We start from the raw sequence: 21,037 nt of genomic DNA on the forward strand, positions 1-21,037 counted from the left end.
GATGAATATCCTGATTACCCATAACCGCGACTTATTGAAAAACTTCTTCAGTGCCCGCGCGGTAACTACCCTGCAGGGGCTTGGCAATGTACGGCTAAACGATAGTGACGAGCCCTTGCGGGGCGATGCGCTAGTAGCAGCAGCCAAAGATTGTCAGGTGATTATTTCTGATCGCCTGGCGCCGGGCGAGGCCTTGGTGTTTGCGGGTCTGCCGAACCTGCTGGCTTTTTTGCGCTGCGCGGTGGATGCGCGCAATGTCGATGTGTCAGCAGCCAGTGCTGCAGGCATCTTGGCGGTGCGTTGCAGCGCAGGTTACGCCGAGGCCTGTAGTGAGCTGGCCTTGGGTTTGATGATTGATCTGGGCCGCGGTATTACCCAGGCTGCCACACTTTATCATCAGGGCGTGCATCAGCAGCCGATGGTCTTTGGTCGCCAGCTTTATGGAGCCAGTGTAGGCATTGTCGGCTATGGCGCGATTGGTAAGCGCATCGCGGCCCTTTGTCTGTGTGCGGGCATGCAGGTGTCAGTCTATGACCCTTACGCAGAGATCACCGAACAGGGCATTGAAAAGGTGCGTTTTGAGGAGCTGCTGGCCTCCTCTGATTATGTGGTTGCCGCAGCCTACGCCACGCCCGAAACCATAGAGATGTTTAACGCTAGGGCGTTTGGCCAAATGCGCAAAGACAGCTTTTTTATCAATATCGCCCGAGGCATTCTGGTTGATGAGGAAGCGCTTTATCACGCACTCACCCGCGGTCAGATTCAAGGCGCAGGCCTTGATGTGGGGCGCGGCCTTGATGAGCAGCCGAATCCAAAAATTGCCGTGCTCGCCAATGTTATTGCTACCCCTCATGTTGCCGGGCTGACACCCGAGGCCAGTGATTACCAAGCCATGGAATGTGTGGCACAAGTCCAGGACTTGTTAGCCGGGCGTGTCCCTGCCTTGGCCTTAAATCCAGAACATGCCAGCCGTTTGCGGAGTTTTCACCATGCGTAACTTACATCTACCTGGCCGTTCCCCGGTACGTGCCCAGCGCGGCATGATTTCCACTTCTCACCCGCTGGCCAGCCAAGCCGGCCTGGATATTTTGCGCCGTGGGGGCAGTGCGATGGATGCTGCCGTAGCCGCTGCTGCGGTATTGGCGGTGGTTGAGCCGCAAGCCACCGGTATTGGCGGTGACTGCTTTGTGCTGTTGGCAGGTAAAGATCAAAAGGTGCGCGCCTTTAACGGCTCGGGCCGCTCGCCAAAGGCCGCCACCCTTGATTGGTATCTGCAGCAGGGCCTTGATGCCATTCCCGGTCGCGGTGCGCATAGCGTGACGGTGCCGGGTGCGATTGATGCCTGGTGTCAGCTTTTGGATGAGCACGGCGTTCTGGCACGTGAAGAAGTCCTTAAAGACGCGATCTTCTTCGCCCGCGAAGGTTATGTGGTGGCCGACAGAGTGGCGGGAGACTGGGCGCAAAACGAGCCGTGGCTGAAAGAAATCGACAATGCGCGTCGGGTGTTTTTACCTGAAGGCCGCGCCCCCAAGGCTGGCGAAATTCATCGTCAGCCCGAACTAGCCAATACCTTGGAGGCGATTGCCAAATTTGGTCGCGATGCCTTCTACACCGGCGCTATCGCCGAGGATATGGTGGAGGCGCTGCAAGCTGGTGGCGGGCTGCACACGCTGGCAGATTTTGCCGAGTGCCGGGGCAATTATGTCGACCCTATTAAAGGTAGTTACCGTGGCTTTGATTTGTATCAGGTGCCACCCAATAACCAAGGCTTAACAGCCCTACTGATGCTGAATACCCTGAGCCACTTCGATTTGAAAGAGTTGCATCCTGAGAGTGCCGCACGCCTTCATTTGGAAGTTGAAGCCTCGCGTCTGGCCTACCGTGAGCGTGATCTGCGCCTTGCCGATCAGGCGTCTATGAACACATCGGTGGAGCAACTGCTGGCGCCTGAAGTGGGCGAAAAAATGGCCCGGGGTATTAACCTTAAAGCGACAGGCGAGCTGCCTGACTCGGTGCTGGATCACTCGGATACGGTGTATCTGTGTGTGGTGGATGAAAACCGCAACGTGGTGAGTTTTATCAATTCAATCTACAACGAGTTTGGAAGTGGTGTGGTTGCTCCAAAATCCGGTGTGCTGTTGCAAAACCGTGGCAAAAGTTTTCGCCTGAGTCCTGAACATCCGAACGTTATCGCCCCGACTAAACGGCCCATGCATACCATTATGCCGGGTATGCTCTGTAAGGACGGTCAGGTGATTGCACCACTTGGCGTGATGGGTGGAGACTACCAGCCGGTGGGGCAGGTACATGTTCTGACCAACATCATCGACTACGGCATGGATGCGCAAGAGGCAATCGATGCGCCACGAGTGTTCTTCGAGAACGGTGTGGTACAGGTGGAGGCGGGAGTCAGTGCTGATACCCGTCAGGGCCTTGAGGCGCTTGGGCATAAGCTGGTCGATTCACCCAGCTATAAGCCGCTGGGCGGCGGTCAAATTATTCTCATCGATCCTCAAACCGGCACCCTGACTGCCGGTTCTGATCCGCGTAAAGATGGTTCTGCCATCGGCTACTAGCAGTAGTGACTCACGGTGGGCTACCCCGCACTATTAACCCGGCAATCAAATACACCAAATCATGCCGCGTAGGCGATACGTGGATGCCGGAAATAAGAACGGATTCTTTGGGGGTGTAATTGCAATCGTCTCATGACCGAGCGAACACGCCCTTCCAGTTCGTCCTGATTACGCGCTGGCAAGCCCGTACGGTGTTTCCATCAACCGAATCAAGCGTGCGAGAGCGGAGCTGAAGATCCCAGAGTCAAAGATCAGTCGTGAGCGTTTCAAACCACTGGAGGACATTTGGACCAGCGAAGCCATAGCTCTACTGGGGATGATGCCGGATACAGAAGTCGCTGACCGTTTAGGCGTCAGTAATTTTCCGGTCAAAAAAATGCGTAGGGAGCTTGGAATACAAGCGTACAAGCGACCGTTGCCCGAAATGACACCCGAAATTATCTCGGAGTTCGGGGGCCTTTCCGACGCCGAGATCGCCCGCCGGCTCAGCGTGTCGGTGAGCTATATCCGCAGAGCGCGGATAAATATGCAGAAGGGCAGCCAGCAATAGATGCAGGTCCGACTCTGATAGAGGGATAGGCAGCCAAACGGAGTGTCTGGCTGCTTCTTACCGGCTCATGTTGTCTCCAGCGCTGCGCGCATCCATTTCGGCATTCTGCAGGCCACTATTTTGCTCAGGTCTTCAGGGCTGAGAGCTTTTTTCATTACAGCAACACACTCCGGCGTAGTACCACCTTTGCCGAGATAAAACAGAGCGCTGATGGTCATCCCCACTTTGGTTCCTGCGCACTGCATCACCATCGGAGCGGCATGCACGAGCCTGATCTCGGCCTTCCCCACGAATAGAGATCGACTGGAGCCGCTCGTGTAATAGATCGGGATGACCGGCATCTGTGTACTCAGCCCGAAATGTCTCACGGCATCAGCGCCGTGGATCTGCAGCTTCCAACGGTTCTGCCTGGCAATCAGATTCACCAAGTCCCAAGGCCCAGGACGATGAACCCGACCAGTGTACTGACTGTATTTCGGCCGCATGTAGATGCCACGATACACACGCTCAAGCTCGCCACGGCGAACAAGCTGGGCGACTGCCTTGGAGATGGCCGAGCTCGAACCAAGCCCTGCAAGACACCTGATGCTGAAAGGCCTCCCCTTGCGCAGAAACTTAACCCGCTGCCTGACGAGGTGAGACACCGGCGGCTCAGAATGAGGGCAGGACATTGCTATCGTGTCGACTCCAGCGACGAGCAGAGCAACGGCTGGTGGAAGGCGATTACCCGCCGTCGGTATTCATCTTCAAGCGCTTCGTTTACCAGACATTCCTCAAGGCGCCCCAGCGAGAAAATTTGATCGGCAGATGGATAGTGCCTGAGCAGGCTTTTCGCATAGCTGCGGATATCCTGCGGTAACCCCGAATGACGGGAGAGTTCACGCAGGAACTCCTCTGTTTTGAGGATGGCGCGTGTTCTTTCGTAAGGGAGGGTCAATCTCGTTATCTCCTGGTCATGAACTCAAAGCCCCGGGTAGCTGGCTCGCCAGCGCCCGCCACCCAGCGCGCAGTTAAGCGCCGCGGCCATTGAGGCGAACGTACCAGCACGCCCTTGATTAGCTCCAGAGGGTAGAACAGCAGTCCATCAACCTGGAATTCCTGCAGGCCTTCCCGCCCACTGTGAAACCGCTCCAGATAAGGTGCAATGCCAACTAGTGTTTGCCGTGCAGAAAGCTGCAAAGCCTGCAGTATTGGGCATGCAGACCAACCCGGATCTGTGTGCTCAATCATGACTGCACTCCGTCTTGGCCTCCTGCCGCTCCATCCACTTGGCCAGGCCCCACATCGTGGTTCCCAGCGCCAGCAGGAGCCAAAGCAACCATTGAGGAACTTGATATTGGGCGCTTAGCCAGAGACCTGCCCCACCGCAAAGCATCACCACGAAAAACCATCTCATCAGCGTGCGCTCCCGATTACTTACGAGACACACGGTAACTCGATGGTCCGCTGCGCTAACGTAGATGCCGCAAATTTCGTCAGCTCCCAGATTAGGAAATGAGGGTTCATTTGACTATTTCGGCGAAGGTGTTCCTGTGATCCAAGGCGCTCGGCAAATTCCGGTGGATGCAAAACTGGGGCGAGCGCTGGACTCCCGTCGCCCTGTAAACCGCGCAGTAAGTGGTGAATTTCCCTGTGTCGCTGTCTGACCGGAATGCTGTGCGCAGGCAGTCAACCAGCCCCGACCATACGCTCCAGCGCAACCGGAAACAGCCGAGCGCTCTTGGTCGCGTCATCAGACCGGAATCTGGCGAGCGCGAGATCGGCTCGGCCATGGTGCAACTCAACTGACCGGAAATCCGTGAGCATCCCGGCCTCCGGCGCTTTAAGTCGACCGGAATCGTGAATCGCCCTTAGTCTCGTCGAGGAGGTGGAAAGGCTCGCTGCAGACCAACGCTGAAAACCGGCCGCCTAAAGCGATCAACGTTGGCAATTTCAGAGAAGGAATATCTGAAGATTGTGGTTTAAGGGTAGGCGGTCTAAGGATTACAGGGCTATTGAGCCCACCGCCAGCCGCTCTATACAGGGATCTTTCGAGCCCACTGCTCGATAGCGCGCTCAACTTGTTCCTTTGGCAGGTACTCCTGCTCAAGACGTCCTCGTTCTTGCACCAGCAGATACCGATAGAAGTCCGCTTCGTCAGCCAGCAAACCAGGTGGGGCCGAATCCAGAGCTTTGGTCGGCTCGAGGACTGCGCTCACCGGTGAGTGTTGCTCGAACAGCTCCCGTTCCATCAATAGTGCTTCGACCGTAGGTTGATGAAGTCTCGCTCGCGCCAACATAAGCAAGCCCCAAGTATCCATATCGCCCCAGTAAGCGATATGTTTACCGGCCAGGTGCGCGGACGCTAGCCACTGCAAATCGAGTCCTGAGCCCAGCACAGCCAGGGTGTCCGGTAAGTTCTCAGGCAGCAAGTGAATGCATTGCTCATTTTCCACCACGAGCAATCGCGAACCGGGAAGTGGGGTTTCGGCCAGTTCCGCAGTGGTGAGTCTGAGCCGCTTGAAGGGCAACAGTTCAGGCTGAAGGGGAACGACCAGAACCCAGTGGCTGCTTTCTTCAAAGGCATCCAGAAAAGTCGTCAGGCCTTGCTCGGATGCCGCGCCTCCGAAGCGCTCGTCGAGGAGCCAGGTCAGCAAACTGGCGTTGCGCTCGAAAAACTTGGTGTCGACGCCGTGCTCGGCAAGCAGGCGCAGCGGACGGCCTCGGGCACAGCCTGGCGACAACCGGGTGGCGAGTCGCGCCGTGGCGACGACTTCTTCGGACGGCTTCGTCAACCACAAGCTCCGTTGTGCTACCAGCAGCGCATGAAAGGCACTGTCTACCTGCTCAACCAGATACTCGAGTTGAGCGTATTCCTGGCTGACCGCTGGATCATTGGTCGCGGCAATCCATTCGGAAGGGCTACGCAAGTGCCAGCGCATCGGTAAGGAAATGGGGGACAGCCCTGCTCGGTAGCTGACGGGCTCCCAGTCGACTGTACCCACGTTCACGCTCCGCCAGTTCTCCACATGCCGGAGTACCGCCTGGATGTTGTCAGTGAATAGACGTGCCGAAGGCTTGCCGATGTTGAGGCTTTGCGGCCAGCTAGCGGGATTGAGCAAGCGTTCCAAGCGTACGCTGGAGCGCTGCCATTGTCTGGCCAGGCTGCGACTGATGTCAGTGGGCGACTTCATGCATGGCCTTGATGCGCTGTTGATGATGCTCATCCAAAGCTTCCCAGCTCAGGGAAACCAGACTGGATTCCACGCCGCGCCGATGAACGACGACTGCCGAACGCGTATGGTGGCGCAGCAGGCGCATTTCCTTGTTGGGCGTGATGAAGACAGCGTGCAGGCCGAACTCTCTCAACGCTGCAATGATCCGACCGGCAACCGCATGGGAGCTGCGCGAGAACGCCTCGTCGAGAACGATGGTGCCGAACAACGGCCGGCTGCTGCCGTCGGGACAAAGCGCATAGCTGAGTGATGCGGTCAGCACATAGGAGGCGATGATCTCCTTCTCACCACCACTACCGCCCTGAGAGCCTGTTCGGGTTTCGATGACACTCTTGCTTTCTCGATCGATCACTGAGACCGCGAACTCCAGGCGGAAGCGCGGATCCAGAAGCGCTTTGGCGCCCTGATTCCTGCTGTGCTCGCAGGCATCTTTGAGCAGCCCAACGAGCGCCTGCAATGCCTTGTAGTGACTCTCGCCTTCATCATCGATGAAGCGCGCCGAGTTCAGTTGGCGCTGAGCCTGTTGCAAGGTGCGCAGGCTTTCATGGATAACCTTCTTCGCCACCAGGCGCAGATAGCGTCCGGGCTGAAAGTCGACACGCTGCATCGTGCTATTCAGGTCATCCAGGCGCTCCTCGATCACCGAGACTTCATGGTCGATATAGCTGAGCAACTGGGTGACGCCGTCATCCGAGGAACGATTGAGGTATTCCAGGAAGCGCTTGAGTTTCTCGGGCAGGGCTTCCTCGGTCAGCACGCGAAGACGCTCCAGATACCTGGGTACGTCCACCAGTTCTCGCCCGACCTCCGCAAGCGCTCCGGTGTCCACCTTCAGAGCGTCAGACATACGTTTGGCAAGCTCTGTTTTCTGATCGCCGAGTTTATCGCCGAGCGCTTTGAGCTGCCCTTGCAGCTCACGCGTATGCTGGCGCTCCAGCTCGACAATATCGCCAAGGTCATCTGCCGTCAGGGTCGGGAAATGCGTTTGCGCTAGTTCACGCTGCGTATCGTTCAGCCCTTTTTCGGCACCACGATAGGCCTTACGGGTAGCGGATGCAGCCTGCTCGAACTGAAGTTTCAACTGACCGCACTGCTCGATGAGTTGTTGCCTCTGTCGATCCAGGGCGTCGAACAGCGCCTCAGCTTCATCCAACTCAGCCTTGATCATGGCAAGGTCGGTGTCGGGACGCGTCAGGGTTTCGAGCTGAGCATGCAGCGACGCAAGCTGACGCTCGGCGCCCGGCAAATCAATCTCCTCGAACTGCAGTTCTTCGACGCGCTGCAGCAGCGAAGCTTGATCCTCCAACTTGCGGGCATCGCCCCGGGCAGCGTCCAAGGCCAGCCTGGCAGGCGCGAGCAGTTCATTGACCTCGCCAATCTGCTCGGCCAGGAAGGCAAGACGGTCGCGGTTATCGAAGCCGGTCAGCCAGTCCTCATCGAGGCGCTTCTGATCCTGTTTGTCGAAGAAGCGTTCTTTACCCGACATCAGCCCCTGAGCCGTCATGGCGTGCGGGGTATGACGCAATTGCTCCGTGCTCTCCACGCAATGTCGGTCATTGTCCGCCAGTAGCGCCTTTATCGCTTCGCGGTACGGATGCTCCTTGAAGGTCAGCTTGCGGGTATAACCATCGTCGAAGAACACAGGGCGCGACGACGGTTCCTTGACCTCCAACAAGCGCACATGCAAGCGGTTGTGTCGTTGGTTCACCCAACGCAGTGCAGCCTCGGACGCACCCTGCGGCACCAGGATACGCAGGCGGTGGCTGCCGATTGCCCGCTCGATGGCCCCCCTCCAGGCCAGCTCCTCGGGCTTGACCTGCACCAGCTCGGCAACGAAAGGCAGGGCCGATTCATCGACGCCAAGCGTCTGCGCCAGCTCCCCTCGAAAAGCATGAAAATGCCCAGGCAGGTTCGAGCCTGGCCGTCGTTCGACCTCGGCACGCTCCTGCTGCAAGCTCTGCAGGCGGCCATCGAGTTCTTTCTGGACGATGCCGGCATCGAACGCCTTTTGCCGTGCCTCGGTAATATGCTCGCCCAGTATTTCCAGGCGTGCCGCGATCTGCTGCTGATTTTCCTCGAGTGCAGCAGCCGATAACTCATCCGCGAGTCCAAGCCCCTTGACCAAGCGTTGGTACTGCTCGGCTTTCAGGCGTCGCTTATCACGCTCCCTGGCACAATCCGCAATGCGCCCGCGTAGTTGATCTATCCCTGCGCCCCCTACACGTAGGTAGCGCTGACGATGTTGATCGACCACGCCCTTCTGGGTTTCAAGCTGCCCCCTGCATTGCGCCTGATCCAGTTCGGCCTGTTTGTACGCCGTCTCCAGCCTGTTGGTTTCGGCCAACCACAGGCGATAACCCTGCTCGGCGAACCAGACCGGAAGAATGCCTTCGAGCGCCTGTTTGTCCTGCAACTGGGCTTGCAAGACTCGGTAACGCTCCCAGCCATCGGCGACCGGCAGCAATGAGCGCTGCTGTTTTCTAGCAGTTTCCAGTTCTCGGTGAATATCGGTCAGATCATCGAAGCTGCTGGCGACTTCGGCAGCCCGCACGAAGGCGGAGCGGTCATCCAGTACCAACTCGCGAAAGATCTCATCGATGCTGTTGAGCTGCTTCAGGCCGGCAGCGCGGTTGAGCAAGGTGAAGGCGTTTTCACCCACCTCGAAGTAATCCCTGAGCCTGGCCAGGAAGGCTTTTTTACTGGGATACGGCCAGATACCCGTGCCATCCTTCTCCATCTGACGCAGCGCCCGCATGCCGCCTGCGTGATGTTGGCTGAGCCAATGCTCCAGCGTCTGCTCGGGGGACTCGCTTAACAGCCACAGTTTTTTCAGATCGGACGCCGAGGAGCTGGTGCCCTCGAACCAGAGTACAGCGCCCAGTCGCACCTGCGCACCGTCACGCTCGAGCGTGGCGGCAATGGCGGTGACCGTCTTACCCTGGCGCGCGATATGAGATTGCTCTACACCTCCGTCTCCAGGGCCGGTAACCCCGCGCACATAGGACACCAGATCACGGTCGCTTTCATGCCCACCTGTGGAAGCCAGGTTGTAGCGCGGGTTGGCGCACAGCAAGGTCATCAGAGCATCCACCAGCGTCGTTTTACCGCTACCCGTTGGGCCGATCACGGCGGTGCCTGAGGGATCGATCTCGGCACGGTGATATCCCTGAAAGCCGCCCCAGTTATAGAGTTCGATGCTGCTGAGAATGAGGGTCTCGCTGTCACGCCAGAGCAGTGCTTGCTTCACGCCTCGTCCTCCTCAGCAGCGGCAGCCGGGGTAGTCGCGCCCTCCACCTGCTCGCGCAGCCAAACCACCAGTGCCTGCAGGTTCTCCGGGTTGGCCAAGTGGGTAATGATGGGGCGGATGATGACGCGGTCATGGGCGTCCAGAGCCGACACCAAACCATGCCCCTTGAGCTGATCCAGCAGCGTGATGACGCGATTGCGCTCCTTCGCCTCACTGCCCAGCTCGCCCAGGTAAACCTGCAATTGCGGAATCAGCTCATCAACAGCTACCAGTGCCTGAGTGGCGCCCGTACCGCTTTCCTGTTCGTAGGCGATGAAATGCTGGCGCAGAATGGCGATCAGCAGGGACTGCTCCAGGTTCAGCCTTTGCCTGCGCACAAGGGGGTGCGACCAGTCATCCTGCTCGGCCACCTCGCCCTGACGAACGGTGACGAACACCAGCCCGCGAACCTCGTCGACCCCCATGGCCAGGTCGAGGGGTTCCAGGATTGTGTCGACCGCCTCGATATTGGCAAGCGCCGAGCGATACAGATTGGGCTTGTGACTTTCTTCCAGCAGCCCGTACTTGAGCATTTCCTGTACGGCCTCACGTACCCGTTGCGGCGTCCGGCGCTCATCGACCTGAACAGCGGCGCTCATAAGAGGCTGTTCATCATCCATGCCGTCATCCAACGTTATGGGCTCCACCGTCAGCTCCGTTTCGTCGGTGCCAGAGGCGCCTGCTATTCGATCGAAAATCCCTGCCATGCTCACAACTCCCAATCGATGTCCTTGAGTGCCTCGTGGTCGAGTCCGACATAAGGCAGATTGAAGCGCCAGCGTTGCTCATCCTCGTCAACTAGCTCCACGAGCTGACGCTCCTCTTTCAGCACCTCAATACCTGCCTCGCGTGCCATCGCCAACCAGAGCGCAAAGGTTTCTAGGTCGTGAGCAGGTGGAAGCAAAGACGCAAGCTCCCCGAGACTGACAGGGCGCCCCTGCTCCGCCAGCACAGCTAGGGTGTCCTGAATCAGCGCTTCACGATCCAGCCCGTCGAAGGCATCCCAGAAGTCATCATCAATCTGCTCCAACCCCGCAGGCTTCAAACTCAGATCCAGCTCGCCCGTATCATCGTCATCCAGGGTCTTGAAGCGGAGACGCTCGATTGCCGGGATACCGGTAATGGCTACGCCAACTGGTGGTAAACATGCAGGCTTACGGCGTTCTGACTGGCGTTGCCAGTCGACTCTGAGCGCTAGATTGAAGAGATCGTTGAGTAACTGTCCGACGCGATGATGCTCGGCGGCCAGCCCCGTCTTCATGAAGCCACGAACATCGCGCTCGCTTCGGGCGCGCGCTTGGAGCACAGCCTGCGACTCCCGAACCAGGCGTAACGCCAGCCAACGTAGCTCACGTTGCTGGGGACGATTCAGTGCCTTTGGAACCGCTGGATGACGAAGGATGGTGCGCAAACGCTCACGCATGGTTTCCAGCTCAGCGGACTGCCTCAGTTGCTGCTGGAAGCTTTCGAAGACACGCCCCTCGGGGGTGTTGAGTAGAGCATCTTGCCCGTCCAACAACCGATCGACGATTTCTCCACGGTGAGACTGCTCGCTGATGATCGAGTGTCGAAGGGCGCGATCCGCCTCGCGCCAAGAGTCTTCAACTCGTCGAAAGTCCGCGCGTAGGCTGGTGGCCAGGTTATATACCTCGCGTATGCCCTCTATCGCCTGCGCTTCATCAAGCACGATGACGTTGCCAGCTTCTACCTGCGCTAGCTCGTGCTCCAAATCCTGGATTCGGCGGCGCAGGCTGGCAATACGGCCAGTTGGGCTGGGGTTCAGACCCGTTTCCAGGTTTTCGATCTCGCGCTGAACCACCGAAAGGCGAGATGCTGTGGAAGTCATGATCCGACTATCCAGCGAATCTACGAACTGGATGGCTGACTCCAGCGCGTCGGTTGCATAGATACGGCCCTCTCGCTCTACGACGAGGCGCCGCTTGATCCATTCACGAAGTTCACGACCTGCTTGGAGATGCGTTGCATCTGGGTCGATTTCGTAAAGCTCCTGGCTGGCATAAGCAGCCAGCATTTCGGACAGCGCTTGCAGCGCATCCTCCATGGGGATCCCATCATGCGCCCGCTCGAATAGCGTGCGCAGGCAGCCCAATACGAGCGGAGCACGCCGCGAGGCGAGCAAAAGCCATGCTGGGTGCTGGCTGCGGGCGGATACATAGCGTTCTGAACGCTGTTGCGCGCTTTCTTCCATGACGGCCACATTGACAAAGGTTGTCTGAGAGCGAGCTTACCAAGCTAACCCGCTGCCTCATGATACGTATTTGTCCTGGCGGGTGGGCTTCGTTTAATGGTTCGCAGGAGCTGCGTCATACGAAATAGTGAGTGAAAGGCCAGGCCAGTCGAGGTTTAACGATTTATTCCGGGGGCGCACGCTGGATATTGGCGATTTGGCGGAGGGATCTGTCGTCACGAGGGTGTATTTGGCTAGTTCGGCGAAGAGATCCCTGTGAGAGTATGTGGCAGCTCAGTGGTTTTTGCGGGACTGCCACTGGCATCCTGCGGCAAGCCAGCGCAGCCACGGTGGCTATAGAGCGAAGTCTCGATGACCTATCAGTGAGCTGCTGGTGGATTAGCTGGGTGCGGCATGGGGATAGTGAATTTCTCCGGTGGTATTGCGGGACTTTCTGCCCATTAAGGGCGATGGTGCCTGGCAGGCCCGGAGCGAGTTCAAATGTCAGAAGCTGCGGCTGAGGTGAGGGGGGCGTCGTTACAACGCTCTGAGCCCGAGAGCTTTTTGCTATTCTGTCGACCTGCGCCGCGGGACTTCGTTGGCATCGGCTCGCCGTTGCCTCCCCCTGCGGACACTTCATTCAGCCGCTGCCTGAGGTCGAGATGCGGAATCATGTAGTGATTGAGGACTGGGACGGCGACGGTGCTATTCGCCTACCCGACGAAGTTCTGCAGGAGATGGGCGTCGACGTTGGGGACACGCTCTACCTCCTTGAGGAGTACGTGGGTACAACCCGCTGTCTGGTGCTCAGTAAGTCACCGCGCATTCCTGATCGCGTGGATGAGCTGGTTGGCCATTGGGAGTCGTTTGGCAAAGTCTCTGCCGATGTAAACGCCAAGGACGAGTGAGCTAGCTACGGTACTAATCTCGGCACATGTTGCACGGCCTTGGCCCATGCGAGGGCAGAGTCATCAGGCGAGGAAAAGCTCCTCGCTTGTGAGCTTGCCTTCGAACGCGAGACCGAAATATTTGGCATGATCAGATTTCAGCTGAGCCGCGCTCTGCTTGAGAAAGATCTCGTGGTTTGAAGCCTGAGCCGGGCGATCATGAGGTCGTATCTTATTTCCAAACCATCGTATTCCAAGCTGAACGGCTGACCATGCGATAGATCTGGTTAGTGGTCAAAGATCGAAGTTTAGAATTTCGTTTTTGTGCCCAAGGTGACAGCCCTTAAGTGCTCCCAAGAGTCATAGACTGTCGATTAGGTTATAGGTCGGAAGCCTTGCCACACGGCACTTAGAGGCACTTAACAGGACTTGCCACCAACCAAGATTCCTGTACCGCATTGCCCTCCGAAGGCAGGGGTCGTGGGTTCGAATCCCGCCGAGTGCGCCATATCAAAAAGCCCTGGGCCTGTGCCCGGGGCTTTTTCATTTGTGCGACATGTCGCGTTTCTGGCACTCCCGTGCCACTGGCCATTGATGTTAGCGTGGGCGTCCTCCCGTTGCTCCAACGGGTACCCCATAACAATCCATGGCGAAGGAATGCGCGCAACCATGCACCTGAAAAAACTCACCGCCACCACCCTGTTGCTGGCCAGCATCGGCCTGTTCACCCAACCGGCCCAGGCCAACCTCACTCAGCAACAGGCCGCGGCAATCGTCAAAACCTTCGACGGCAGCGACCCGCGTGACTTCAAGCAGTTCCTCGGCAAGCTCAAAGGCAGTGACCTGGCCAAGGCCGATAACCTTGAGGCGACACTGCAGGCCTACCTGAACGGCAAACCGCTGGCCGCCGGGCAACAGGACGAGATCAACCGCCTGCTTGGTCTGTATACCCGCATCAAGTACGGCAAGGCTGCCACTGAAACCCTGCGCGAACTGGTGGCTATTCCAACCTACAACGTCGAGGGTACGCCGCAGTACGAAAACCCGGCGTTCCTGAAAATCGCCGACAAGATCAAAGCACTGGCCGACAGTTTCGGCCTGGCGTTCCGCAACATCGATAACCGGGTTTACGAAATTTCGCTCGGCAGCGGCAAGGAAGTGATCGGCATCCATGCCCACGCCGATGTGGTGCCGGTCAATCCGGACAACTGGAAGCTGGACGACGGCACCCGCCTGGACCCGTTCAAGGTCACCCTGGTTGGCGACCGCATGTATGGCCGCGGCACCGAAGACGACAAGAACGGCATCGTTGTCGCGATGTATGCGTTGAAAGTGGCCAAGGACGAGAACCTGCCACTGGCCCGGCAATTCAAGCTGCTGATCGACACGACGGAAGAAACCAGTGGGGATGCGATCCCCTATTACTTCGAGCGCAACCCTACGCCTGATTACAACCTGGCGCTGGATGGCGGCTACCCGGTGGTCATTGCCGAAAAGGGCTACGGTACGATCATGGCCAGCTTCAGCAAACGCCCGGCCACGGGTGAAGGTGCTGAAATCATCAACCTGACAGGCGGGCTGGCCACCAACCAGATCCCCACCACCTCGGTCGCAACCCTGGCCACCGACAACCCGGCAGCACTCGCCAACCAACTGCAGCGAGCCGGCGCCGGGTATGTAAAGCAGCACGGTGGTGACTTCAGCATCGACGCCAAGGCCGACGGCAAGCAGGTGGTGCTGACAGTAACCGGGGTTTCCGCGCATTCCTCGGAGCCGGAGTCCGGGGTAAACCCGGTTGCGCGCATGCTCGACTTCCTTGCTGGCCTGGGCCAGCAGGTACCGCTCAAGCACAACCAATTCACCGACGCCGCCCGCTACGCTGCCGACAACTGGGGCCTGGACTACTTGGGCAACAAGCTGGGCGTGGCCTTCAAAGACCCGTTCATGGGCCCGCTGACCGCGTCGTTGACCTATGTAGGGGTGGACGAAAAAGGCTTGAAACTGGCGGTGAACCTGCGCATTCCCAAGGGCAAGCCGCTTGCCACGATCAAGGACGAACTGGCCACCAGACTGGACAAATGGACCCGGCAGAGCCGCACCTCGGTAGCCTTCGACTACAGCCTGGACGAACCGATGTATCGCAACCCCGAGGGCGAGTGGGTGAAGGCTCTGCTGGCAGTGGCCAGCGAGAACCTGGGCATGAAGCATGAGTTCGGCACCTCGGCGGGTGCCACGTCGGTACACGACCTGCCCAACGGCGTGCAGTTCGGCCTGGCCATGCCAGACGTGAAGTACACCGGGCACAACGACAACGAGTTCAAGACGGTAGAGCAGTTCATGCTGGACCTGCAGGTCGTCAGCGAAATGGTCGCGCGGATCGGGCAAATGCCGAAGCTCTGATCGGCTGCACCGGTAAAGCCGCTCCCATAGGGTGCATCACAGGCTCTGAGGCCAATGACACACCTGTGGGAGCGGCTTTAGCCGCGAAGAGGCCCGCATAGGCGAACACCGATGACGTTTTTCAATCGACTCCATGCCGTTTCCTGCATTGCCGTGCAGAGCGCCGTACCGGATGCTTTAGTTACACCGAGACAGCGCTTTTCCACCCGCAGAGGCCCGTATGAAGACCGTCGAACAAATCCTCAAGACCAAGTCCCAGCACCAGACCGTGTATACCATCGGCCCGGATGACTCGGTGCTCGACGCCCTGAAAATGCTGGCGGAGAAAAACATCGGTGCACTGCCGGTAGTCGAGGGCAAGCAGGTGGTGGGTATCGTCAGTGAGCGCGACTATGCACGCAAGCTGGTGCTCAAGGGCCGCTCTTCTGCCGCCACCCCGGTACGGGAAATCATGAGTGCACCAGTGGTCACGGTCGAGCCCAGGCAGAACCTCGAGTACTGCATGAACCTGATGACCGACCGTCACCTGCGCCACTTGCCGGTCGTGAGCAATGGCGAGCTGCTAGGGCTGTTGTCGATCGGCGACCTGGTGAAGGAAACCATTGCCGAGCAAGCCAGCCTGATCAAGCAGCTGGAGCAATACATCCGCGGCGAATAAGCGCTTTCAGTGATAGCCGCGCTCCAGTTCGTCCAGTTGGTGGTCAAAACTGCGCAGGCGCGCCGACCAGGTGTAGACCAGCACTTCGAGGTCGCGATTGAGCACAGCGGTATTGCCATGCCCGCTTTGCGTGGGTTCGCCCAGGTCCAGCTGGTAGCGCTCGCGGGCCATGGCCTGGGCCACGCTGGACAGGTCGCGGGCGTTGGCCAGCCAATGATGATGGTGGTCGTGGATCTCGCGGTCGAGCACCCGGCACTGGCGCTTCAGCGCATCAAGGCTTTGCTCCAGCGGGGTGCCCTTGAGTTCGCCCATGACCTCTTCGAAAGTGCGCCCCGAATGCCAGTAGCTGCCCCAGAAATAACGATCGAAGACCGTTTCGACGCGGCGTAGCGCAACTTTGGTGTTCCAGATCGTCAGCAACGTGCGCCCCTGTATCACTTCGCGCTTGTTCAGGTGCAACTGCTGCCAGGCGACCCAGGCCAGCGCCACCACGGCGACAGCCACGGTGACGGCGGCGGCGGCGTAGAGGAACTGCACCGCCTGGTTCAGTTGATGCGCCTGCCTGATGCCGTAGAAGTAGCTGGCCGTCAGAATGCCCAGGATGGAAACGGAGCACCAGAAACCTGATACGTAGGGATCTTTCATCGCGCTATCCCCGATTGTTTTCCTGAGCATAGCAACGGCCATTCACTCGTCAGGTGCCGCTCGGCGCTTTATTTTTTCTGGGGGTGAAGCGCCTCGTTGAGTTGGTCGATCATCGGGATCCAGTCGTCATCGGCGATGTATTTTTCTTTCAGGAACGCGCGCTGCGAATCGCTCCAGAAAGGCGCATCGACCAGTTTGACATCGTCCTCGAGCGGTGAGTGTGTCGTGATAAAGCGGTCGATTTCGACCGGGTCGTCAGACAGCCCCAACTGTTTGAAGATTTCCGACAAAGGATGAATCGGCTTGTCCATGTTTCCTCCTCGGTGCCGGGGCGTGCATCGAAGCTGCCGGCCCGGCATGGGTTGAGAGCACCAGTTGCAAGTTCGGCTCCATGCTCATGTGAAACGGATGATCGTGATCATCCGCCCCCTGATAGACAGCACCCCGACGGACAAGACTCGATCGAACCTGCATTTATCGCAGCGCGCCTGTCAGACGGGTGCGCGGCGCAAGGTCGCCAGGAACGCCGCCGCACCAATGAACAACCCGGCAAACGTGCGGTTCAAGCGCTTCTGCTGCCTGGGAGTACGCAACAGGCGTAATACCCGTGCGGCCAAGCCGGTGTAGCCCGCCATTACCAACAGGTCGACACTGACCATGGTCAGGGTGATTGCCACATACTGCGGCAGCAGCGGTGCATGCGGGTTGATGAACTGCGGCAGCACCGCAAGCATGAACACCAGCGCCTTGGGGTTGCTGACGTTGACCAGGAAACCGCGGAACATCAGGCTCAACGGCCTGCCGATGGGGCGCACGCCCGACTCATCGGTCATGTCCATTGGCAGCGCACGCCATTGCTTGTACGCCAGGTAAACGAGGTAAGCGACGCCAAACCACTTGATGAACTGGAACGCCGTGGCCGAGGCGGCCAACACGGCGCCCACGCCGGCGGCGATGATGGCGATTTGCAAAATCAGGCCCAGTTGCAGGCCCAGGGCATTCCAGTAACCGCGCCAGAAGCCGTATTGCAGGCCACTGGACATCGAGGCAATCGCCCCGGCGCCAGGGGAAAGGCTGATCACCCAGCAGGCGGCAAAAAAGCCCAACCATACTTCCATCGACATCACACACCTCGCTCGCACTAATGTTGCAAAAGATTAAGCTAAGGTGTTGGTGAAAATATGACCAGCAAATTTTGCAGAATTCAGCGTGCTTATGCGGGCCATGTCAGTCCGCCTCGAGCAACACGTCCTTGTGCATGGCCTGCACTTCGGCCCCGCGCCAGCGCCGCACCGACTTCTGGAAGAACTGGCTGTTCGGCACCTGCACCAATGCCCCGCCCGCCTCGGGCACTTCCAGGAGGGTAGTGAACAGCAGGTTGATGGCGATTACCCGGCCCTTTACGGCCGGCTTGTCGAGGGTGTCGACCAGCTCGACCACATCACCAATACGAAACGGCCCGACCGTGAAGATCAGCACCGCGCACAGCAGGTTGGACAGTACGCTCCACATGGCGAAGAACGCCACCGCCGCCACCGCCACGAAACCGGACAGGGCCGTCCACAGCACCGTTGCCGAAACCCCCAGGCGCTCCAGCACGAACAGCAGCGCGCTGCCCATGATCAACCAGCGCAGGCCACCGCGCACGGGCACCAGCAACTCCGGTGGCAAGGGGTAGCGCTGGCCCAGGCGGCTGAGGCCACGGGCCACGATGCGCTGCAGGACAAAAGCCACCGCCAGGATAAGGAGGATCTGCAAGCCCAGCCATAAGGTGTCCATCCACTGCCCAGGCAGCAACCCACGCAGCTCCTCCATCAGGACAGCGCCTCAAGCTCGGCTTGCATGCTTTCGAGGGTTTCCAGTGCTTCCATCCAGCCCTCTTCCAGCTCCCCTTCACGTTGCTTGAGCTTGGTCTGGCGCGCCAGCAGGTCACGCAATTGGTCCTTGCGCGCCGCGTCGTAAAGCCCAGCGTCGCCCAGCGCCGTCTCGATTTCGGCCAACTGCGCGTGCACCTGATTGAGCTCGGCTTCCAACTTGTCAGCGGCCTTCTTGTGCGGGGCCAATTGCTGGCGCAAGGCCGCGGCGGCCTGGCGCTGGGCTTTCTTGTCGGTCTTGTCCGGGTTGACCGGTGCAGTACTGGCCGGCGCGCTGCGCTGGCGATACTCGACCAGCCAACGGCTGTAGTCGTCCAGGTCACCGTCGAAGGTGTCGACCTTGCCGTCAGCGACCAGCAGGAAGTCGTCGGTGGTGCTCTTGAGCAGGTGACGGTCGTGGGATACCACTACCACGGCGCCGGCGAACTCCTGCAAGGCCATGGTCAGCGCCAGGCGCATTTCCAGGTCGAGGTGGTTGGTGGGTTCGTCGAGCAGCAGCAGGTTCGGCCGTTCCCAGGCGATCAGCGCCAGCGCCAGCCGTGCCTTCTCGCCACCGGAGAAGTTCACCACCGGCTCGTCGCAACGGGCGCCATGGAAATCGAAGCCTCCCAGGAAGTCGCGCAGGGTCTGCTCGCGCTCGGCGGGGGCAATGCGCTGCAAGTGCAGCAGCGGGCTGGCCTTGTCGTCCAGCGAGTCCAGCTGGTGCTGGGCAAAATAACCCACGGCCAGGTTCTCGCCGCGGACCAGCCGGCCGGACAACGGCGCCAGCTCACCGGCAAGGTTCTTGATCAGCGTCGACTTGCCTGCGCCATTCGGGCCGAGCAGGCCAATACGCGCGCCCGGGGTGAGTTGCAGCTTGACCTTGTCGAGGATGGCTTTGTCGCCATACCCCAGGCGGCCTTCGGACATGCTCAACAGCGGGCTGGAGATTTTCTGCGACTCGCGGAAGACGAAGTCAAATGGCGAATCGACGTGCGCCGCCGACAGCTCCTCCATGCGCTCCAGGGCCTTGATCCGGCTCTGCGCCTGGCGCGCCTTGGTGGCCTGGGCCTTGAAGCGGGCGATGTACTTTTCCATGTGCGCGCGCTGCGCCTGCTGCTTCTCGTAGGCCTGTTGCTGTTGCGCCAGGCGTTCGGCACGGGTGCGCTCGAAGGCGGTATAGCCGCCCTTGTAGAGGTTCAGCTTGCGCTGCTCTACATGCAGCACATGGTCGACCACCGCATCGAGGAAGTCACGATCGTGGGAAATCAGCAGCAGCGTGCCAGGGTAGCCCTTGAGCCAGTCTTCCAGCCACAGAATGGCGTCGAGGTCCAGGTGGTTGGTGGGCTCGTCGAGCAGCAGCAGGTCGGACGGGCACATCAGCGCCTGGGCCAGGTTGAGGCGCATACGCCAGCCGCCAGAGAAGTCACCGACTCGGCGGTCCATCTGCTCGTTGGTAAAGCCCAGGCCGGCCAGCAGCTTGCGGGCGCGAGCGTCGGCGGTGTAGCCGTCAGCGCTTTCCAGCTCACTGTGCAGGCGCGCCAGGGCGGTGCCGTCGTGCGCTTGCTCGGCAGCCGCCAATTCGGCCTGGACCTTGCGCAGGCGCACGTCACCGTCGAGCACATAGTCCACGGCCAGGCGATCGAGGGTATCAACCTCCTGGCGCATGTGGGCGATGCGCCAGTCGCCGGGCAGCTGGCAGTCGCCGGCATCGGGCGACAGCTCACCGCGCAGCAAGGCGAACAGGCTGGATTTGCCGGCACCGTTGGCGCCAATAAGACCGGCCTTGTGACCGGCGTGCAGGGTCATCTCGGCGCCTTCTAGCAAGCGCTGCGGACCACGCTGTAAAGTGAGGTTGGATAGTCTGATCATGATGGTCGCGGAGTCTACCAGCTTCCTCGGCCCATAGCGCGAGTGGAACCATGCACACCGACCTGTGGAATCACGCCCTGGCCTTGTACGCCAGGCCTGGCGTAGAAGCCGCCTGCCTTGAACTGCAAACACTGGGTGGCGATGTCTGCCTGCTGCTGTGCGCCACGTGGTTGCAGGCGCGTGGGGTTGCCGTGACGGACCAGCGCGCGCAGGCATTGCACGGCATTGCCGACCCCTGGCAACGGACAGTGGTCACCCCGCTACGCGACCTGCGCCAGCAATGGCGCGCGGCAGCACAGCTGGATAGCCGGCTGGCACTTGTGCGCGAGCAAGTGAAAGGGTTGGAATTACAGGCAGAAAGAGCGTTGCTGGAACGCTTGCAAGAACGTGCCCAGCAGTGGCCCGCGGACTCTGCTGAGCCCACGGGCGACTGGCTGGCCCGGCTGGTGCCGGACCAGGGCCGACAACATGACGCGTTGCTGCAGCTACGCGCCGCGGCTGCAGCGCTTCAGGACGCCGAAGACGGTGCCTGAGCAGGCGTGCTGGCCGGCGCCGATGGCGCTACCGAAGTGGCCGAGTTGGCATCAGCGGCCGGAGTGCTGGGGGCAGGTGTAGCCGGTTTGGCAGCGGCTGGCTTGCTGGCGGCAGGCTTGGCAGCCGGTTTCGCCGCGGTACGTGCTGGCGCCTTGGCTGCAGCTGGCTTGGCCGCAGGTTTAGCGGCGGCTGTTGCTTTGGCGGCTGGCTTGGCTGCGGGTTTTGCGGCGGCAGTGGCCTTGGCGGCTGGCTTGGACGCAGGTTTTGCGGCGGCAGTGGCCTTGGCGGCCGGCTTGGGCGCAGGTTTTGCGGCGGCAGTGGCCTTGGCGGCTGGCTTGGCCGCAGGTTTAGCGGCGGCAGTGGCCTTGGCGGC

General features: G+C 59.7%; 18 protein-coding genes and 2 pseudogenes. 6 read left to right on the plus strand and 14 right to left on the minus strand.

Annotated elements, in window-relative coordinates; translation table 11 throughout:
* Position 1: 1 nt before the first annotated feature.
* Together B3361_RS10985 and ggt are read left to right on the plus strand one after the other, a co-directional pair.
* Complete coding sequence (locus B3361_RS10985; protein ID WP_023083522.1) at positions 2-997, plus strand: NAD(P)-dependent oxidoreductase; 996 nt, start codon at positions 2-4, stop codon at positions 995-997.
* On the plus strand, positions 990-2,576 hold the full coding sequence (ggt, locus tag B3361_RS10990) for a gamma-glutamyltransferase (protein WP_054881260.1): 1,587 nt from the start codon (positions 990-992) through the stop codon (positions 2,574-2,576). Before B3361_RS10985 ends, ggt begins: the two co-directional genes overlap by 8 nt.
* A gap of 59 nt (positions 2,577-2,635) precedes the next feature.
* Here ggt and B3361_RS10995 read toward each other — a convergent pair.
* The 8 genes and pseudogenes from B3361_RS10995 to B3361_RS11030 all read right to left on the minus strand — a co-directional run.
* A pseudogene (locus B3361_RS10995) lies at positions 2,636-2,767 on the minus strand (IS630 family transposase); the annotation flags it as partial.
* Positions 2,768-3,191: 424 nt separating this feature from the next.
* Positions 3,192-3,770 carry a DUF6088 family protein gene (locus tag B3361_RS11000; RefSeq protein ID WP_306303013.1) on the minus strand — a complete coding sequence of 193 codons (579 nt, stop codon included), beginning with the start codon at positions 3,768-3,770 and terminating at the stop codon, positions 3,192-3,194.
* A gap of 29 nt (positions 3,771-3,799) precedes the next feature.
* Positions 3,800-4,063: a BPSL0761 family protein gene (locus tag B3361_RS11005; protein ID WP_060499449.1), complete on the minus strand. Its 264-nt coding sequence runs from the start codon at positions 4,061-4,063 to the stop codon at positions 3,800-3,802.
* 5 nt (positions 4,064-4,068) lie between these two features.
* Complete coding sequence (locus B3361_RS11010; RefSeq protein ID WP_054881264.1) at positions 4,069-4,356, minus strand: hypothetical protein; 288 nt, start codon at positions 4,354-4,356, stop codon at positions 4,069-4,071.
* A gap of 785 nt (positions 4,357-5,141) precedes the next feature.
* Positions 5,142-6,332 (minus strand): Wadjet anti-phage system protein JetD domain-containing protein, encoded by a 1,191-nt coding sequence (locus tag B3361_RS11015; RefSeq protein WP_223656450.1) that lies wholly within the window; start codon positions 6,330-6,332, stop codon positions 5,142-5,144.
* A complete protein-coding gene (locus B3361_RS11020; RefSeq protein ID WP_082422838.1) occupies positions 6,283-9,588 on the minus strand; it encodes an ATP-binding protein in 3,306 nt (1,101 codons plus the stop codon). Before B3361_RS11020 ends, B3361_RS11015 begins: the two co-directional genes overlap by 50 nt.
* Positions 9,585-10,334 (minus strand): DUF4194 domain-containing protein, encoded by a 750-nt coding sequence (locus tag B3361_RS11025; RefSeq protein ID WP_177333899.1) that lies wholly within the window; start codon positions 10,332-10,334, stop codon positions 9,585-9,587. Before B3361_RS11025 ends, B3361_RS11020 begins: the two co-directional genes overlap by 4 nt.
* Positions 10,335-10,336: 2 nt before the next feature.
* Positions 10,337-11,836, minus strand: coding sequence for a DUF3375 domain-containing protein (locus B3361_RS11030; protein WP_082422837.1), 1,500 nt, complete (start codon positions 11,834-11,836; stop codon positions 10,337-10,339).
* A gap of 641 nt (positions 11,837-12,477) precedes the next feature.
* On the opposite strand from B3361_RS11030, the gene B3361_RS11035 reads away from it, so the two are divergent.
* The 3 genes from B3361_RS11035 to B3361_RS11045 all read left to right on the plus strand — a co-directional run bounded on the left by B3361_RS11035 (position 12,478) and on the right by B3361_RS11045 (position 15,760).
* A complete protein-coding gene (locus tag B3361_RS11035; RefSeq protein ID WP_054881267.1) occupies positions 12,478-12,723 on the plus strand; it encodes an AbrB/MazE/SpoVT family DNA-binding domain-containing protein in 246 nt (81 codons plus the stop codon).
* 648 nt (positions 12,724-13,371) lie between these two features.
* Positions 13,372-15,102 carry a dipeptidase gene (locus B3361_RS11040; RefSeq protein ID WP_054905590.1) on the plus strand — a complete coding sequence of 577 codons (1,731 nt, stop codon included), beginning with the start codon at positions 13,372-13,374 and terminating at the stop codon, positions 15,100-15,102.
* A gap of 220 nt (positions 15,103-15,322) precedes the next feature.
* A complete protein-coding gene (locus B3361_RS11045; protein ID WP_009682213.1) occupies positions 15,323-15,760 on the plus strand; it encodes a CBS domain-containing protein in 438 nt (145 codons plus the stop codon).
* A gap of 6 nt (positions 15,761-15,766) precedes the next feature.
* Here the strand turns inward: B3361_RS11045 and B3361_RS11050 are convergent, their stop codons facing one another.
* The 5 genes from B3361_RS11050 to B3361_RS11070 all read right to left on the minus strand — a co-directional run bounded on the left by B3361_RS11050 (position 15,767) and on the right by B3361_RS11070 (position 20,130).
* Positions 15,767-16,405: a hypothetical protein gene (locus B3361_RS11050; RefSeq protein ID WP_009682212.1), complete on the minus strand. Its 639-nt coding sequence runs from the start codon at positions 16,403-16,405 to the stop codon at positions 15,767-15,769.
* A 68-nt stretch (positions 16,406-16,473) separates the two neighbouring features.
* Positions 16,474-16,716: a DUF2789 domain-containing protein gene (locus tag B3361_RS11055; protein WP_029884786.1), complete on the minus strand. Its 243-nt coding sequence runs from the start codon at positions 16,714-16,716 to the stop codon at positions 16,474-16,476.
* 180 nt (positions 16,717-16,896) lie between these two features.
* Positions 16,897-17,529, minus strand: coding sequence for a LysE family transporter (locus tag B3361_RS11060; protein ID WP_054905592.1), 633 nt, complete (start codon positions 17,527-17,529; stop codon positions 16,897-16,899).
* Positions 17,530-17,632: 103 nt separating this feature from the next.
* Entirely contained in the window at positions 17,633-18,220 is a 588-nt protein-coding gene (locus B3361_RS11065) for a mechanosensitive ion channel family protein (RefSeq protein ID WP_286920213.1), read from the minus strand.
* Positions 18,220-20,130: an ATP-binding cassette domain-containing protein gene (locus B3361_RS11070; protein ID WP_009682208.1), complete on the minus strand. Its 1,911-nt coding sequence runs from the start codon at positions 20,128-20,130 to the stop codon at positions 18,220-18,222. Before B3361_RS11070 ends, B3361_RS11065 begins: the two co-directional genes overlap by 1 nt.
* A 50-nt stretch (positions 20,131-20,180) precedes the next feature.
* On the opposite strand from B3361_RS11070, the gene B3361_RS11075 reads away from it, so the two are divergent.
* Positions 20,181-20,663: a TIGR02444 family protein gene (locus tag B3361_RS11075; RefSeq protein ID WP_009682207.1), complete on the plus strand. Its 483-nt coding sequence runs from the start codon at positions 20,181-20,183 to the stop codon at positions 20,661-20,663.
* Here B3361_RS11075 and B3361_RS11080 read toward each other — a convergent pair.
* Positions 20,639-21,037: pseudogene (locus tag B3361_RS11080) on the minus strand (transcriptional regulator); the annotation flags it as partial. The gene B3361_RS11075 and the pseudogene B3361_RS11080 overlap by 25 nt on opposite strands.

The sequence above is a fragment of the Pseudomonas sp. UBA6699 genome (genome assembly GCF_002454615.1).
Classification (GTDB): Bacteria; Pseudomonadota; Gammaproteobacteria; order Pseudomonadales; family Pseudomonadaceae; genus Aquipseudomonas; species Aquipseudomonas juntendi.

Coding starts and splice junctions, on each gene's coding strand:
- B3361_RS10985 (WP_023083522.1), top strand. CDS start 2: ATGAATATCCTGATTACCCATAACCGCGACTTATTGAAAAACTTCTTC.
- ggt (WP_054881260.1), top strand. CDS start 990: ATGCGTAACTTACATCTACCTGGCCGTTCCCCGGTACGTGCCCAGCGC.
- B3361_RS11010 (WP_054881264.1), bottom strand. CDS start 4,356: ATGATTGAGCACACAGATCCGGGTTGGTCTGCATGCCCAATACTGCAG.
- B3361_RS11015 (WP_223656450.1), bottom strand. CDS start 6,332: ATGAGCATCATCAACAGCGCATCAAGGCCATGCATGAAGTCGCCCACT.
- B3361_RS11025 (WP_177333899.1), bottom strand. CDS start 10,334: ATGGCAGGGATTTTCGATCGAATAGCAGGCGCCTCTGGCACCGACGAA.
- B3361_RS11030 (WP_082422837.1), bottom strand. CDS start 11,836: ATGGAAGAAAGCGCGCAACAGCGTTCAGAACGCTATGTATCCGCCCGC.
- B3361_RS11035 (WP_054881267.1), top strand. CDS start 12,478: ATGCGGAATCATGTAGTGATTGAGGACTGGGACGGCGACGGTGCTATT.
- B3361_RS11040 (WP_054905590.1), top strand. CDS start 13,372: ATGCACCTGAAAAAACTCACCGCCACCACCCTGTTGCTGGCCAGCATC.
- B3361_RS11045 (WP_009682213.1), top strand. CDS start 15,323: ATGAAGACCGTCGAACAAATCCTCAAGACCAAGTCCCAGCACCAGACC.
- B3361_RS11050 (WP_009682212.1), bottom strand. CDS start 16,405: ATGAAAGATCCCTACGTATCAGGTTTCTGGTGCTCCGTTTCCATCCTG.
- B3361_RS11055 (WP_029884786.1), bottom strand. CDS start 16,716: ATGGACAAGCCGATTCATCCTTTGTCGGAAATCTTCAAACAGTTGGGG.
- B3361_RS11060 (WP_054905592.1), bottom strand. CDS start 17,529: ATGTCGATGGAAGTATGGTTGGGCTTTTTTGCCGCCTGCTGGGTGATC.
- B3361_RS11065 (WP_286920213.1), bottom strand. CDS start 18,220: ATGGAGGAGCTGCGTGGGTTGCTGCCTGGGCAGTGGATGGACACCTTA.
- B3361_RS11070 (WP_009682208.1), bottom strand. CDS start 20,130: ATGATCAGACTATCCAACCTCACTTTACAGCGTGGTCCGCAGCGCTTG.
- B3361_RS11075 (WP_009682207.1), top strand. CDS start 20,181: ATGCACACCGACCTGTGGAATCACGCCCTGGCCTTGTACGCCAGGCCT.